This is a genomic window from Aquibacillus rhizosphaerae (genome assembly GCF_030282825.1).
Classification (GTDB): Bacteria; Bacillota; Bacilli; order Bacillales; family Amphibacillaceae; genus Aquibacillus_C; species Aquibacillus_C rhizosphaerae.
In genome coordinates this window covers 228,673-243,530 of sequence record NZ_JASTZU010000063.1, presented here as the reverse complement: position 1 = coordinate 243,530, position 14,858 = coordinate 228,673, and the positions used below count along the sequence as shown (strand labels likewise).

The window sequence follows — 14,858 nt, the reverse complement described above, 5'->3', positions numbered from 1 at the left end:
TTTGATATGAGGGGGATACACATGGTAAAAAAAACATCCAGTATTGTCATCATCGGATTCATGCTCGTTTCTTGGACAATAGGCATTTATTTTTTAAATATAAACTATGATCCCGTATTAATTATTCCTACTTTAAATGATTTCCTATGGATGTCGCCATTTAAAGCAATACTTGGTCTAACATCCGTCGTTACTGCATTTACAATACTTTTATTCCTATCTCAATATACATTTAAATCATTTTTTCAAAATCGAAAAAAGTTTTACATTGCTCATATTAGTCATCATACTGCGTGGATTTTGATTGTGATGCTACAAGTAAAAGTAATTGCTTTTAATCTAGGAATCTGCCATTAGTGAATCGTTTTTTAAAAAGTAATAATAGAACCCAAATTTCTTATTTGACAAGAGGTTTGGGTTCTTTTTTGTGGAATTAGAACGAGAAATCCGTCCCCGTTAAATAAAACAAGCAATACAGGTTACACTACTACATAAAAGGAGTCGATTATCCAAATGAACTTTGATTTAACAACGATTAGTAATGACATGCCTGATTTCGAAAACCATTTACAAGCTAGAGATTGGTTTAAGGAACAGTTTCAAGATAGATTTTCTCTTAGAAATAGTGATGTTAATAATGGAGAGAAAGTCTATTACTATCACCTTATTAAGAAACCTGAAATGTATCAGGAATACATGGACAGTTTTGCAAAACCTGTTAAACATGAAATCACCCATATGGAAACATTTGAAAGTTATTCTACCGTTGAAATAAGTGAAGATGGAAGTGTTAGCTTAACCTTATAAGAGACCCTTTCATTTTCTAATTAATTCAAAAGTCCTTGAGACATCAAGGACTCTTGAATTGTTGTCAGGGATATTCATTTATTTTTTTGTGTATAACTCATTAACTGGGAATAGTCAGATTTAGCCCCGGCGAACCACCTTGTTTCTGTGTTCTTAAATCAATCTATTTTTTTAAAGGTTGTACTTAGGAGGAAAGCTATATTACTTATTTTTTGTAATACGTCCTAAATATGGAAAAAATATCTCAAAATTTCACATGAAAGCGTTTTGAGTATGGCAGTATTGTGAAATAATTAACAAAATTATTCATTTTATAAAAAAACCATTTATAATAAAAATAGACATTTAAGTTTAGGAAGTTATATGATTTGGGGGAATCGGAAGTGGATTTCATCGTTGGGTTATTAGAAGAACCACTCATATTATTGTTTGTAATCTTATTTATAGGATCATGGATTGGTCAAACGAAAATAAAAGGATTAGGACTAGGTTCTGCCGGAGTTTTACTTGTAGCAATGGTTTTTGGCCACTTTGGTTATCAAATATCACCTATCATACAAAACTTTGGTCTTAGTTTATTTATAGTTGCAGTTGGACTGCAAGCAGGTCCACGGTTTTTCCGAATGATCCGCTCTAGTGGGATTATCTTCGGAATAATTGGATTGTTAATTGTTCTAGTTGCTGCAATTACTACCATTATCGTATCAAATATATTTCATTTGTCACCAGCATTAAGTATTGGTCTAATGACAGGTGCCTTAACCAGTACACCTGGTTTGGCTGCAGCACTCGAAGCAACAAATGACCCACTAGCATCCGTTGGTTACGGTATCGCTTATCCATTTGGAGTTTTAGCGGTAGTCTTATTTGTTCAGTTATTACCACGAGTATTAAAAGTTGACTTAGTCAAAGATTTAGAACAAAAAAATAATCCAGCTAGAAATGAAGAGTCACCACAGGTTACAACGATTAAAGTAACAAATCCTGATATTAATAAACAAACATTAAAAGAGCTTCGGTTTCAGAGAAACAATTCAGTAGTAATAAGCAGAGTCATTCGCAACAACCGTAACATAATTGCTTTAAGCGATACTGTTATTTTATTAGGCGATCGACTTGTGACAGTTGGCATGAGATCAGATTTAGAAAAATTCCGTGATTTTGCTGGAGAAGAAGTAGAAACAAACTTAATTAATAATGATCATATTAAACTAAGGAAAGTAGTCGTAGATTCAGAAGAAATGATAGGTAAAAACATCAAAGATTTACGATTAAGAAGAAATTATGGTGTAACCGTAACACGCATGGTGCGTGGTGGTCTTGAGTATAATCAAAATGCTAGAATGCGTTTAGAAAGAGGCGATGTGCTTACAATCGTGAGTAGTGAAGATCGTTTAAATGATGTTGAAAAACTCTTTGCAAGAAAAAAAATGTTAATAACAAATGTAGATATTTTTTCCTTAAGTATCGTTTTATTAATTGGAATTTTACTCGGAATGATCCCGATTCACTTGCCAGGTTTAGGTACGATAACATTAGGAGTGGCTGGCGGGCCATTATTTGTAGCTTTAATCATTGGACACTTTGGTAAATTGGGTCCTATCCAAGCTAGATATTATCAACCTTCTAATCAAGTAATTCGCGATATTGGACTTGTTCTATTTTTGGCAGGAGCTGGTACTACTGCTGGGCAAGGTCTCGTTGACGTCATTCAAACCGAAGGATTAGGACTCGTTTTTGGTGGATCTATCATTACAATGGTCCCAATTTTAGTCGGTTTCTATATCGCAAGGAAATTATTCAAACTAAGTATTGTTCACTCATTAGGAGCACTTTGTGGCGGGATGACGAGTACCCCAGGATTAGGGTCTGTAAACCAAATCATTGAATCTGAGGATCCAGCTATCGCTTATGCAGCAGCTTATCCATTTGCACTTATTTTTGTTGCGATTGCATCGCAGCTACTCAGCCTCTTTTTATAAGGTGCCCTTGCTTAAGACTACCTATGGGATAATCACTGAAGATTTATGTCACTAAATTTTATACTCATTTTTTTAAAATCCTGTACCTCATATTTTACTATGGGGTACAGGTTTTTATCAGTAGTGGCTTATTAAATTAACAAGCATTCATTATCATAAATAAAGGAATAGCGAATATCGATAAACAAAAAGTATTCATCTGTTAATGGATAACTGAAAGTGCGTATCATTTCCCTTGTTTCAATATCAGAGTATATATCTGATAATATTCCTCTACTCCATGTTTTCATTTGTACCATATTCTCTAAGAAGTAGGGGCGAAATGCCCAGTTTGACCCTGTTTTATCTGATTCAATCACCCATACTTCTTCTTGCTTTCTAAAGTTGGAAGACACTTGTTGGCCATCGCTATTACAAACGTACATACGAAAACTCTCTTCATTGAACTTACTAGTCACATTATCAATAAACGTATCTACTTTTTTATTCCCATCCCAATGTGGAAGTAAATCCTTTACTTTTTGTTCCCAATTCAAAAGATGTACTAACCGCTCTTCTATTAGTTTCTTTTCTCTAGAGATATAAGTGGAAACTTTGTCTCCAAGATCTATAGGTAAAGCATCATTTGTCACAAGAGAAAATCCTGGTCTAGCTAAGTAATAGCCTTGATAATACCTTCCTCCATGTTTCCAAGCAAAATGTAATTGGAGATCATCCTCTATGTATTCAAATAATAATGCCGCTCCTATCCGACGTGCTAGCATCGATAATGAATGCATGATATCTTGAAAGCCTTCTCCATTATGATTACGTAAAATTCGTGTATCAATTTTTAAAATATGTGGTTCTAGCTGCCTAATACGATCAATATTAGAACTTTTCACTCCCACTCGATCTACTGCAATCTGAATCCCATACGTTTTAAAATATAAGAGTAAATGATTAAGAATTTCAAAGTCTTCATCAAAGTCATGTTCTGTAACTTCGATAACAACCCTATCCATAGAAAATCCCTTTTCTTCAAATTGTATTAACATTTGCAATAAATCTTCCCCATCATTTACCATCAATTGCTTAGCATTTCGATTAATAAACAATAAGCCTTCTTTTTTCAACTCGAGCATCTCTGAAATAGCTATATTTAATATATGTTGATCAACCTCAACTTTAAATTCGTCTGGCACCTCATTATCATGGAAAAAAGCACCTAAACTTATCCATTCATCTTCATCATTATAAAATTGTCCTAAGACTTCATAGCCAATCACATTGTGCCTAATAGCACTTACAATAGGCTGATAGATTGGTTTTACATTATGTATATTTTCAACTATATCTAATGGATCCATTACCCTCTGCCTCCTTGAAGAGAATATTATCAATAATATTCTAGAAATAATTAGTGCATGAGTTGAACAAAACATGGAGTTATAAGTTGTATAAAAGTTTTCAGTTTTAATTAAAAGCCAGACCTGTAAAGTACCACTGTTTATTCTTAACCAAATTTATTAACAAGTCTTCCTATTTAATTATAAACGTTATTTACCAATTACACATGATTAATTTTTAACGGATATTAACCCCTTTTTTATAATAGGATTGTTTACAGCTTCCACATCCTTTTATTCTGCGTATTCTATACTAAAATGAGAAGGAGCATAAAAATGATAGACATTAATCAATTAGACCCTGCTAATTTAGCAACAATCTCAGCTATTGTTGCTGCATTAGTAACTGTTATTGGTAATGCATTTACGGTTCCTAAAAGATATAGGTCATTATTAGCTATAGGATTTGCAATGATTATTGTGTTTTTACCACAACTCCTGCTAAACAAAGTATTAACAGCTTTAATAATTGGTTTGACAGCAAGTGGTGTATATAGTCAAATAAAGCCATCTAAACTACTTGATAATTTAAATTTAAAAGACACTAACACAACAACAACCACTAATAATTCTTCCAATAGCTCAAATGCAGAAAATACTGCTACATCTGGAAATAACAACAATTCCAACAATAATACTTCAGGAACCAAAAATAATGCGGATAATAAGACTAAAAATAAAATAAGATATTATTAGTTTGTAGTTCATAATCATATAAAAACACTCTCTTAGTCAAAATAGCTAGGAGAGTGTTTTCCTTTTTGTATTACATTATGAACGAATTATAAAAGACTTAGAATAAACCCAATTACTACAAATGCCCCAATAATCATGAATACCGTTCGAATAACTTTCTTTTTCACTTATCTCGAATTCATTCACATCTTAATATGCAGCCTCAATTTCCTAGTCAATTAGTATAAATGCAAGAGATGATTCTAAACATTGCATTAAGCCTAGTCTTTTTCACTCTAAGTTTTTTATAATAGGTATTAATATATCAAAATGAGGGTCATTAGTAGTAAGATCTATGGGGTACCTTTCATGTTTAATTGGTAAGTCGTCAAAATATTCCTCTCCATTATCATGATAAGGTCTAACATCATTTTCTTGTAACCATTGAAAAATGTATTTGTAAGTTTGTCCTACATTTTGACCTTTTTCATGCTTGGTCAATAAGTAGGTCATTGTGGGAACATTAATTTCAATCATACCTACAGGAATAGTTTGCTGTTCACTCACCTCATAAACAGAGTAGTGAACAAAACCATTGGGTATCAAGTGATAAGACAAACCTAATTGCACATCTGGATTGATAGCGTAAGTAAGTTCATTTACTCTTGTTTTCATATCAGAAATAATCCTTTTCAAATCGCTAATTTCATCATAAGTACCGTTCCATTTTAAACCAACACCTCTGTATGCTGGAATAGTCACAATATCACATTGAAAGCTGTTCATTAGAACTCTCCTCATTTTGTTTATATTTATAAATTATTCTTGTTGCACACGAAAAACTCCTTTTTAAAATAAAGATTATGATTAATTAATAATGTTATTCAAAGGGATACTATGCACTTGTTATACTGAAAACACTTCAAAATCGTAACTATAAACAACTCTACAGTATTACTATATATTAGGCGTAGTAGAATTAAAAAAATGGGCAGATAGAGCTTAAAGATGAGCTTAAGCTTGTGATGAGCAGCGGTATAAAATCGCTTAGAGATGAACTTAAACTTGATATTAGTAGTGGTAATCAAACTCATAGAGATGAAATGAGAAGTGAGTTCAAGCAAGTTAATGAGAAGTTGGATCTTTTAACAAAACAAACCAGCAATGCAGTAGTAGAGACATCAAAAAGGAGCAAAATCAACAGATGAATTACAGTTCCTTTCTTCCAAAGTACAACAATTAGAAAAAGAAATATATAAGTAAAAAATACATAATAAATATCGTACATCTGTTGCTAATTCAACTCCCCCTTCCAAAGATAATGGGAAAAATTCTTCTTCAAATAGTTTTCAACTATGTTATTCTTCTCAACTCACTAAATAATTGTCATAAAACATACACAAAGTTCATTTAATGTTCAATGTTTAACAAAGTTTTTTATATTATCATAGAGGTTATGGTATTATTCTAAACTTCAAGAAAGGATGTTTGCATGCCAAAACTGTTATATATTACTGCAAATCCAAAAAAGGAAGTACAATCATCTAAAGGTGCTCAAATAGGTGAAGTATTTCTTGAAACGTTTAAGAAGGAACGTCCCGAAGTCGAAATTGATAGACTTCATTTATATGATATGAACATAACGCGAATTGATCAAGATTTACTATATGCACGGGTTAAACTTGCATTTCAAGGGTATTCACTAGACGAAGTCTCTGATGCAGAGAGAGAAAAATTCACAGCAATGCAAGCGCACGCAGAACACTTTATAAATGCAGATTATTATGTATTTGTAACACCTCTTTGGAACTTAGGAGCACCTGGAATCCTGAAAGACTATATGGATAATATGTTTCAGTTTAAAAAAACATTCACTCGAAACGAAGAAGGAGTACAAGGCCTATTAACGGATCGTACAGCTATCCACATTCAAACTCGCGGTGGCATCTATTCAACTGGTCCAATGGTGGATTTTGAAATGGGTGATCGCTATTTAACAAAAGCGCTAACTTTTTTAGGTATGGATGTAATGAATCCAGTCATAGCTGAAGGGATGGACCATTTCCCTAAACAAATCCCAGAAATTATCGAAAAGGCCAAGCAGGATGCTGTTAAAGCAGCTAAAGATATGGCTAAACACAAGATAAGTTCTTAACCTTTTCTAATACATTATAATAACCTAAGTCTCACAACTGCCTGTGAGTCTTAGGTTATTTCCGATTTTTTTACATATTAAAAGTCGTATTCTGCTTCTTTAGCTTCTCGAATTTTTGTATATGTTTCCGTTAAAACCACGGTATCTTCCACCAAACGGTCAATGCGAAGGAACACGTCATCGCTAGTAATTTCTTTTCGGTAAAAATTCACTTCTTCTATAAATACATACGTCTGCACAATTTCTGCCTTCATATAGCCTAAAATAGGTTTTAATTGATGTTCTACAACTAAATAATGCTTCTGAGACCCAGCTGTTACAAGTATACTAACAACTTTATCTCGAAGTGCATTTACTGGGAGTAAATCAAAAATATTTTTTAATGTTGCCGGGATGGACGCCTGAAAAATAGGTGTCCCGATAATAATAGCATCTGCTTCCATTATTGTTTTAGTGACATAGCCTGTATCGCCATCGTACTCCAAATAATTTCGTCCATCACTAAATTGAACATCATACTCAGCCAAATCAATTAAGGTTACGTCAGCTTCTGGATTTTTTTTGTGAATAGCTTTCATTGTATAGTCCATAGCTGTTCTTGTTTTTGAGCCAACATTTGAACCTGATAAAGCTACTATCTTCATTTAATCCACCTCCTATTTTTTTGCTGTATGTTTTTTGATTGCAGGTAAAATTTCTGTACCTATTAACTCAATGTTTTTTCTTAATTTATCAAATGGCATACCGCCAAAATCCATTTGAGCAATATAACGCTGATGACCAAATAGTTCATGTTGATAAAGAATCTTTTCAATGATTTCCTGTGGACTACCGATATTCATGATATTATGTGGGTCCACACCTTGTGCAAAGTGTTGCTTTGGAAATCCTTGGCCATTCGTTTTCTTCATTCCTTCATTAATATGAGGATATAAATCCTTTAAAGCCTGCTGCGAAGTATCTGCAGCATAGAAAAAGCCAGCCGTCGCAATTGGTAACTCTGTTGGATCAAATCCACCACGTTCTGCAGCTTCACGATACGCATCAACTGTTCGCTTAAAGACAGAAGCTGGTCCACCTAAATGTGCCATGAACATAGGAACCCCTGCATAACCTGCTTTGATTGCACTAGCTGGTGACCCACCAACCGCACGCCAAATTGGAAGACTTCCATTTTTCGGACGTGGTAAAACCTTTGCATTCTTTAATGACGCACGATATTCCCCGCTCCAATTCACAACTTCTTCTTCATTAATCTTACGCAATAAATCAAACTTTTCTTCGAATAACTCTTCATAATCACGAACATTATAGCCTAATAAATCAAAGAGTCCTATTCTTGAAGCACGACCTGCAACAAGCTCTGCGCGACCCTTTGAGATTAAATCGAGAGTTGCGAAATTCTCATAGACACGAACAGGATCTGATGTTGAGATGATTGTAGACGAGCTTGCAATTTTTATATTCTCGGTAGCCTGTGCAATCGCTGAGAGTACAACGGCATGTGCTTGTGTTGCAAAATACTCCTGATGACTCTCCCCCACACTAAAAAAGTCAAGGCCAGCCTGATCCGCCAATTTCGCCAATTCAATGATCTCGTGAATGCGCTGTTCCGCAGAAATTCTTTCTCCTGTTAACGGATTTGGTAAATGATCACCCAGTGTATATAACCCGAATTCCATTCCCTTACTTTGATCAATACGATACTTTTCCATCTCTTATCACCTTTCTTTTACCGCGACATAGGGACAGGTTTCTTATCCCTTGTTTGTATTTTTTAAGCCTAATTTTTAACGATAATTTATTACATATCCTAAGTATATAGTCAAATGATTGTTCATTTGAACTGATACGAATTTCTGGATTAGTTTGTGATGATATTATAGAATATATTAATAAAGTTAGTAAGTACGCACTTTAAAGTGGCATAGTATACAAAAAGATACTTAGGAGAATGTTTTATGGAAAAGAAACCTGAATATTGCCAAGTAGAGGATGCTTTAGGTATTTTGGTCGGAAAGTGGAAACCGATTATTCTTTTGCATTTATTACAAGAAGGCACAAAACGTTTTAGCGAACTTAAGCGAGGTATGCCAGGAATTACACAAAAGATGCTAACAAAGCAATTACGTGAACTAGAAGTCGAGGATATCATTGAACGTGTTGTTTATCCGCAAGTTCCCCCAAAAGTTGAATATTCGATCACTGAATACGGTAAAAGTTTGGAGCCTATTTTAGAAGCCATGCATGAATGGGGCACAAAACACACATTACATAAACAACAAAAAATGAATCAACATAGTGTGTGAAAAACTTATTTCTTTCATTGCCACTCGCACAATAAATTTAGTTTCTGTCTTAACGCTTTTTAGAAAACAAAAACGACTATCTAATAAGATAGCCGTTTTTGTAACTAAGATAAAGCATCCACATTGACCTTCATATCTACCAATATTTCATTATAAGCATTTAAGGTCAGGACAGGATCTGGATCCTCTCCCTTTTTCTTTGGTACATCAAAGTCAGATAGGACATAGTGATGTTTCACTCCCACATCATGTCTAGCTAAAGACTTTTTGCTACATGACAATCGACAACCATCGATTGCAATGATTTCTCTTCCAGACTTCGCTGTTCTGACAAGTGATTTCACGTCACCACCGACACCCGCAATACAAGACATTTCTGCAACGCTTTCTCGATCCATTTTAATCGCAATCGTATTAGCTGTCTGTGCTGCAGATGAACATCCAGAGCACGAATAGACAATCGGTAAATCTAATTTTTTCATTTTCAGAATCCCCCTTATTTAACTTGTTTTAGGTAGTGGCAGATGTTAATCTTCCAGTTGAAGCAAGTTTTAATGAACTGTATTTATACTTTAGTTGATTTAATTTAAAAATTCTGTGAATTATATCACTGAAAGAAAAAAAGGCTTTATGGATTAAATTAAGAACTAACAACCTCAGCACATTTAAAAAGCTCTACAAAAACAAATCTAGTCTACGAGCAAAACAATTTGCATTATTTTTTAAGTTATAGAAAAGATAAAAAGAAGATGTAATATAAAGTCAATCAAGCAAAACGGAGGTCTATCAAAAATGGATGAAATCAAAGTTGGCGAAGTCTTTACTATTGTAGATGAAACAGAACAGGAACAAACCGTTGAGGTTTTGGCTAAAGTTACCTTACAAGGAACTGATTATGTGGCAGTTAGCTTTTTAGATGATCTACAAGAAGAAAGTGAAGAAGACATTGATATCTTTTTCTTGAAAGTAGATAATGAAGGTGACTTAGAAGCTATTGAAAATGATGAAGAATTTGAAAAAGTTTCTAAAGCATATGATGCTCTCTTAGAAGAAGATGAACAATAGAACCATTTTATTAAAGGACAACTATTAATTCATACGTTTTTTATTAGCATTAATCCCTTACTATAAGGAGGTTGGTGCTTTCTTTTTTTATATTCTAAGAATTAAACCAAGTTAGGACTAACGTTCATACTAATTCAAAGCATAAAATGAATTCATTTAGATTTTCATTTAACAAAAACACGACAGGTGAAATTCCATCCCCTGTCGTGTTTCTAAATCACTAAATGTTTATTTAAGATGCTCTACTGCCGCTCTTTCTATCTCAAGACCTTTTTTGTAACGTACCATAAATTGATCAAAGCCTTCTACATCTTTTGGATTTGGAGACACAGTCTTCACTGCTTGGTCTGCAAATACTTTTTCATTTAAATAATCATCTAATGTTTCGTTACCTTCTTTGTTAATCATATAGGATGCAAGTAAAGCAATACCCCATGCTCCACCTTCACCAGCAGTTTCCATAAGAGAAACAGGAGTATTAAATGCAGCGGATAAGATACTTTGACCAACACCCTCTGTCTTAAATATTCCACCGTGACCTAACACTTCATCTAGTTTTACATTTTCTTCTTCTATCAAAATATCCATACCTATTTTCATTGCACCAAATGCAGTAAATAAGTGCGTTCGCATAAAGTTAGCTAGATTGAAATTGCTATCTGAAGAACGGACAAATAGTGGACGTCCTTCTTCAAAATGTGTCATATGTTCTCCAGAAAGATAACCGTATGATAATAGGCCGCCTCCATCTGAATCTCCTTGAAGGGCTTGCTTAAATAACGTTTCATATAATTTATTAATATCTAAATCCATACCCATTGCTTTTGAAAATTCACCAAATAATCCAACCCATGCATTCAAGTCTGACGAACAGTTATTAGAGTGAGCCATCGCCACCAGATTACCTGTAGGTGTTGTAACAAGATCAATTTCAGGATGTACTTTGGATAAATCTTTTTCTAGTACAACCATTGCAAATGCAGAAGTACCTGCAGAAACATTACCAGTACGTTTCGCTACACTGTTTGTTGCAACCATACCAGTACCTGCATCACCCTCTGGCGGACAAAGTGGAACACCAGGCTTTAGTTCTCCTGTAGGATTAAGTAATTTAGCTCCTTCTTCTGTGAGCACACCTGCGTTTTCACCTGCTACTAAAACATCCGGCATAATATCTTCCAATTTCCAAGGAAGGTCCTTCGGTGCAATCAAATCATTAAACTGCCCGATCATTGTCTGATTATAAGTCTTCGTATTCAAGTCAATTGGAAATACACCGGAGGCTTCACCAACTCCGAGAGTCTTCTGTCCAGTCAGTTTCCAATGGATATAACCAGCTAGCGTTGTCTGAAAGCTAATATCAGCAACATGTTCTTCCTGATTTAAAATTGCTTGATACAAGTGAGCAATACTCCATCTTTGTGGAATATTGTAGTTAAATAGTTCTGTCAATTCTTTAGAAGCCTGTTCTGTAATATTGTTACGCCATGTACGGAACGGTACTAGAAGCTCTCCATCTTTGTCAAAAGCCATGTAACCATGCATCATGGCGCTAAAACCTATTGCTCCTACTGTTTCTAAAGTGATTCCATATTTCTGTTTTACGTCGCTTGCCATTTTTTGATAACTATCTTGTAAACCCTTCCAAATATCCTCTAAGCTGTATGTCCAGATAGTGTCCACATAACTATTTTCCCAATCGTGGCTTCCAGATGCGATTGGTGCATTATCTTCTCCGATGAGAACTGCTTTAATCCGTGTTGACCCTAATTCAATACCAAGTACTGTTTTGCCACTTTGAATGGCGCTTTTTACATCAAGACTCATGTTATTTTCCTCCAATAATAGAAATACATCGATAAGTCTATTATAAAAGATATGTTGAAGTATTACAATCATAAATGTACGGACAACTTTAAGTGAATGCGTTATCTTATTTATGATAAACGTACGATTATTGTATTGAATTTTCAACATGTAAAAATAATAGAAATTTTTGATTATTAGAGAGACGTTTTTTAAAAGCTCAAGGCTAAAGGTGCTCCTTTTCTATAGTTGTGGTTTACTCTCCTGAGATTTAGAAGCAACTACTCATATCTGGGATTATTATCATACACAATGGCAATACTTATAAAATGATTTATTTACTACGGCACGATAAAGCAGGAGGTACATATGAATTCTAATAACCAATACCGTATGGAAAATGACCCGTTAGGCAACATAATGGTTCCTAACTCAGCCTATTATGGTTCTCAAACACAGCGGGCTGTTGAAAATTTTCAAATTAGCGGAATACGACTTCCCAGGTCTTTTATAAAAGCGCAAGGGATAATTAAGGCATCAGCCGCAACTGTAAATGTGGAGCTTGCAAAGCTTTCACCTGATATGGGACAAGCAATCATCCAAGCGGCTGAAGAAGTCATTGAAGGACAATGGGATGCGCATTTTGTTGTTGATATTTATCAAGCAGGAGCAGGTACTTCACAAAATATGAATGCCAATGAAGTAATTGCCAATCGTGCAACAGAAATAATGGGGGGATTGCAGCGAATTCACCCAAACGATCATGTTAATATGTCGCAATCAACGAACGATACATTTCCTTCAGCACTAAATATAGCGGCAGTCGAAATGATAAATAAACAGCTTCTACCAGCACTTACAACTCTGGAACAAACTTTTAGTCACAAAGCAGATCAATTTATGCCTATATTAAAATCAGGACGTACTCATTTGCATGATGCCGTTCCAATCCGCTTAGGTCAAGAGTTTTCAGGTTTCACCGAAACAATAAGTGCTGTAAGAAGGCGGTTAGAAGAAAGATTAGACGCATTATACGAAATCGGTTTAGGCGGAAATGCAATAGGAACGAAAATTAACTTACAACCAGAGTACATCCCAAAAGTCATTCAAGAGGTTTGTACACGGACGAACCAACCTTTTCGTCAACCTACCAACATATTCGCTTTTATGCAGAATACAAGTGAGCCAATCCGTTGTATGCTTACCCTTAAAGAACTTGCGGTTCATCTAATTAAAATTACGAGTGATTTGCGTTTACTAAGCTCTGGGCCAAGAACAGGATTATCAGAAATTACATTACCGTCTGTACAACCAGGTTCAACAATTATGCCCGGAAAAGTAAACCCAGCTATTCTAGAAATGACACATATGGTCTGTTGCCAAGTAATCGGCTATGAAACGGCTATTGCAACTGCTGGAATAGCAAGCCAATTGGAAATAAATGTGATGATGCCTATGATTGCACATACATTTTTACATTCCATTGATATCCTTTCAAATGCGATACAAACGCTTGAAGTAAGGTGTATTCGTGGTATTCAAGCTAATCAAGAACAATGCCAAAAGTGGATGAAAGAAAGCCTTTCTTTGGTTACCGGTTTGAGTTCAAAAGTGGGATATGACATGGCATCCCAAATTGGTATGCAAGCAGATATAGAAAATAAATCCTTAAAGGAAATTCTTCGAGAAAAAGGTTTACTTACTGACGAAATGTTAAAGGCCATTGATCCAAAGGGAATGGTCGAATAGTTGGCTAATACGATAATAATCTCTAAAAAGGTCACTACCTTATGTGGCCTTTTTTGTGAAGCGATTTAAATAATTTTATAAGAAAGAACTAAATATTTTACAATTGAAGTATAGAAGTTTTATTTATATATAGTGTACATTTCTATCCAAGTATTTTTGAGCGAAAAGTAAACAAAATTGGAAAGGTCCTCAAATCGTCCCCCATCGCATCAATTTCAAATAAATTGTAATAATAAAAAGAAAAGAACCCTTATCTATCAAGGGTTCCTTGGTATGATTCCGACTGGGCTCGAACCAGCGACCTCTACCCTGTCAAGGTAGCGCTCTCCCAGCTGAGCTACGGAATCTTGTTATAAGATAGTGAACTGGATAAATATTAATATAATCGGAATCCATTACTTTTGTCAATAAAAATTAAATTTCTCCATAAAACAAGCAACCATACACTTCTAGATGAATATCATGTATTGGAAAAGAAAGGAGGAATAAAATGAATATAGAAAATCAGGAATATAACAATAACGAGTTCCCATCTAGAAATATGCATGATCACTGTCACAAATACATGCATCATCACGTTATGTTAAATAGTACGGATGGAAGTTCATTTGATGGAATTATTGTTAATGTAGATGTAAATAATGTTACGGTATTAATCGGTGAAGATGTGATGGAAAGAGAAGACCAACAACAAGGGCTTAATCGTCAATATGGTGACTATGACGGTTATGGTTATGGTGATAATGATGATTATGGACGTCCACGTCGTAGAAGAAGGTACAGACGATATAGACCTCGGACATTCCCACTTGCTAGCTTAGCTGCACTGTCACTTCTACCATACTTTAGCCCTGGTTATAATCCTTACTATCCACCTTATTATCCATACCCAGGACCAGGCTATCCGTATTATTAAGAATAA

At 34.7% G+C, this 14,858-nt stretch carries 15 protein-coding genes and 1 tRNA gene; 9 read left to right on the top strand and 7 right to left on the bottom strand.

The genetic code is table 11. The features are described 5' to 3' along the window. The first annotated feature begins 21 nt into the window (after positions 1-21). From QQS35_RS21330 to QQS35_RS21320, 3 genes are all read left to right on the top strand, one after another. Entirely contained in the window at positions 22-357 is a 336-nt protein-coding gene (locus QQS35_RS21330) for a hypothetical protein (RefSeq protein ID WP_285934275.1), read from the top strand. Positions 358-513: 156 nt separating this feature from the next. Beyond that, positions 514-807, top strand: coding sequence for a hypothetical protein (locus tag QQS35_RS21325; protein ID WP_285934274.1), 294 nt, complete (start codon positions 514-516; stop codon positions 805-807). A 383-nt stretch (positions 808-1,190) separates the two neighbouring features. Continuing rightward, on the top strand, positions 1,191-2,789 hold the full coding sequence (locus QQS35_RS21320) for an aspartate:alanine exchanger family transporter (protein ID WP_285934273.1): 1,599 nt from the start codon (positions 1,191-1,193) through the stop codon (positions 2,787-2,789). A gap of 131 nt (positions 2,790-2,920) precedes the next feature. On the opposite strand, the gene QQS35_RS21315 is transcribed toward QQS35_RS21320, so the two are convergent. Then, positions 2,921-4,138, bottom strand: coding sequence for an EAL domain-containing protein (locus QQS35_RS21315; RefSeq protein ID WP_285934272.1), 1,218 nt, complete (start codon positions 4,136-4,138; stop codon positions 2,921-2,923). Between the two features lie 315 nt (positions 4,139-4,453). On the opposite strand from QQS35_RS21315, the gene QQS35_RS21310 reads away from it, so the two are divergent. Continuing rightward, on the top strand, positions 4,454-4,873 hold the full coding sequence (locus tag QQS35_RS21310; protein ID WP_285934271.1) for a hypothetical protein: 420 nt from the start codon (positions 4,454-4,456) through the stop codon (positions 4,871-4,873). 270 nt (positions 4,874-5,143) lie between these two features. Here the strand turns inward: QQS35_RS21310 and QQS35_RS21305 are convergent, their stop codons facing one another. Beyond that, complete coding sequence (locus tag QQS35_RS21305) at positions 5,144-5,638, bottom strand: GyrI-like domain-containing protein (protein ID WP_285934270.1); 495 nt, start codon at positions 5,636-5,638, stop codon at positions 5,144-5,146. Positions 5,639-6,344: 706 nt separating this feature from the next. Between QQS35_RS21305 and QQS35_RS21300 the strand changes: the two genes are divergently transcribed. After that, a complete protein-coding gene (locus QQS35_RS21300) occupies positions 6,345-7,007 on the top strand; it encodes an FMN-dependent NADH-azoreductase (protein WP_285934269.1) in 663 nt (220 codons plus the stop codon). 77 nt (positions 7,008-7,084) lie between these two features. Here QQS35_RS21300 and QQS35_RS21295 read toward each other — a convergent pair whose 3' ends face one another. Next, positions 7,085-7,651 carry an NADPH-dependent FMN reductase gene (locus QQS35_RS21295; protein ID WP_285934268.1) on the bottom strand — a complete coding sequence of 189 codons (567 nt, stop codon included), beginning with the start codon at positions 7,649-7,651 and terminating at the stop codon, positions 7,085-7,087. A 12-nt stretch (positions 7,652-7,663) separates the two neighbouring features. Then, positions 7,664-8,722 carry an LLM class flavin-dependent oxidoreductase gene (locus tag QQS35_RS21290; protein ID WP_285934267.1) on the bottom strand — a complete coding sequence of 353 codons (1,059 nt, stop codon included), beginning with the start codon at positions 8,720-8,722 and terminating at the stop codon, positions 7,664-7,666. 246 nt (positions 8,723-8,968) lie between these two features. Between QQS35_RS21290 and QQS35_RS21285 the strand changes: the two genes are divergently transcribed. Beyond that, the gene (locus tag QQS35_RS21285) at positions 8,969-9,316 is read left to right on the top strand and encodes a winged helix-turn-helix transcriptional regulator (RefSeq protein ID WP_285934266.1); all 348 of its coding nucleotides are present in this window, start codon (positions 8,969-8,971) and stop codon (positions 9,314-9,316) included. A 104-nt stretch (positions 9,317-9,420) separates the two neighbouring features. Here the strand turns inward: QQS35_RS21285 and QQS35_RS21280 are convergent, their stop codons facing one another. After that, on the bottom strand, positions 9,421-9,798 hold the full coding sequence (locus tag QQS35_RS21280) for a putative zinc-binding protein (protein ID WP_285934265.1): 378 nt from the start codon (positions 9,796-9,798) through the stop codon (positions 9,421-9,423). 310 nt (positions 9,799-10,108) lie between these two features. Between QQS35_RS21280 and QQS35_RS21275 the strand changes: the two genes are divergently transcribed. Continuing rightward, on the top strand, positions 10,109-10,381 hold the full coding sequence (locus QQS35_RS21275) for a DUF1292 domain-containing protein (protein WP_285934264.1): 273 nt from the start codon (positions 10,109-10,111) through the stop codon (positions 10,379-10,381). A 228-nt stretch (positions 10,382-10,609) separates the two neighbouring features. Here QQS35_RS21275 and QQS35_RS21270 read toward each other — a convergent pair whose 3' ends face one another. After that, positions 10,610-12,208, bottom strand: coding sequence for a xylulokinase (locus tag QQS35_RS21270; RefSeq protein WP_285934263.1), 1,599 nt, complete (start codon positions 12,206-12,208; stop codon positions 10,610-10,612). Positions 12,209-12,556: 348 nt separating this feature from the next. Here QQS35_RS21270 and QQS35_RS21265 point away from each other — a divergent pair, with 348 nt between their 5' ends. Continuing rightward, positions 12,557-13,936, top strand: coding sequence for a class II fumarate hydratase (locus tag QQS35_RS21265; RefSeq protein ID WP_285934262.1), 1,380 nt, complete (start codon positions 12,557-12,559; stop codon positions 13,934-13,936). Between the two features lie 274 nt (positions 13,937-14,210). Here QQS35_RS21265 and QQS35_RS21260 read toward each other — a convergent pair. Next, a tRNA-Val gene (locus tag QQS35_RS21260) sits at positions 14,211-14,283 on the bottom strand. 143 nt (positions 14,284-14,426) lie between these two features. Between QQS35_RS21260 and QQS35_RS21255 the strand changes: the two genes are divergently transcribed. Beyond that, positions 14,427-14,852, top strand: a complete 426-nt coding sequence (locus tag QQS35_RS21255; RefSeq protein WP_285934261.1) for a hypothetical protein — start codon at positions 14,427-14,429, stop codon at positions 14,850-14,852. Positions 14,853-14,858 lie beyond the last annotated feature (6 nt).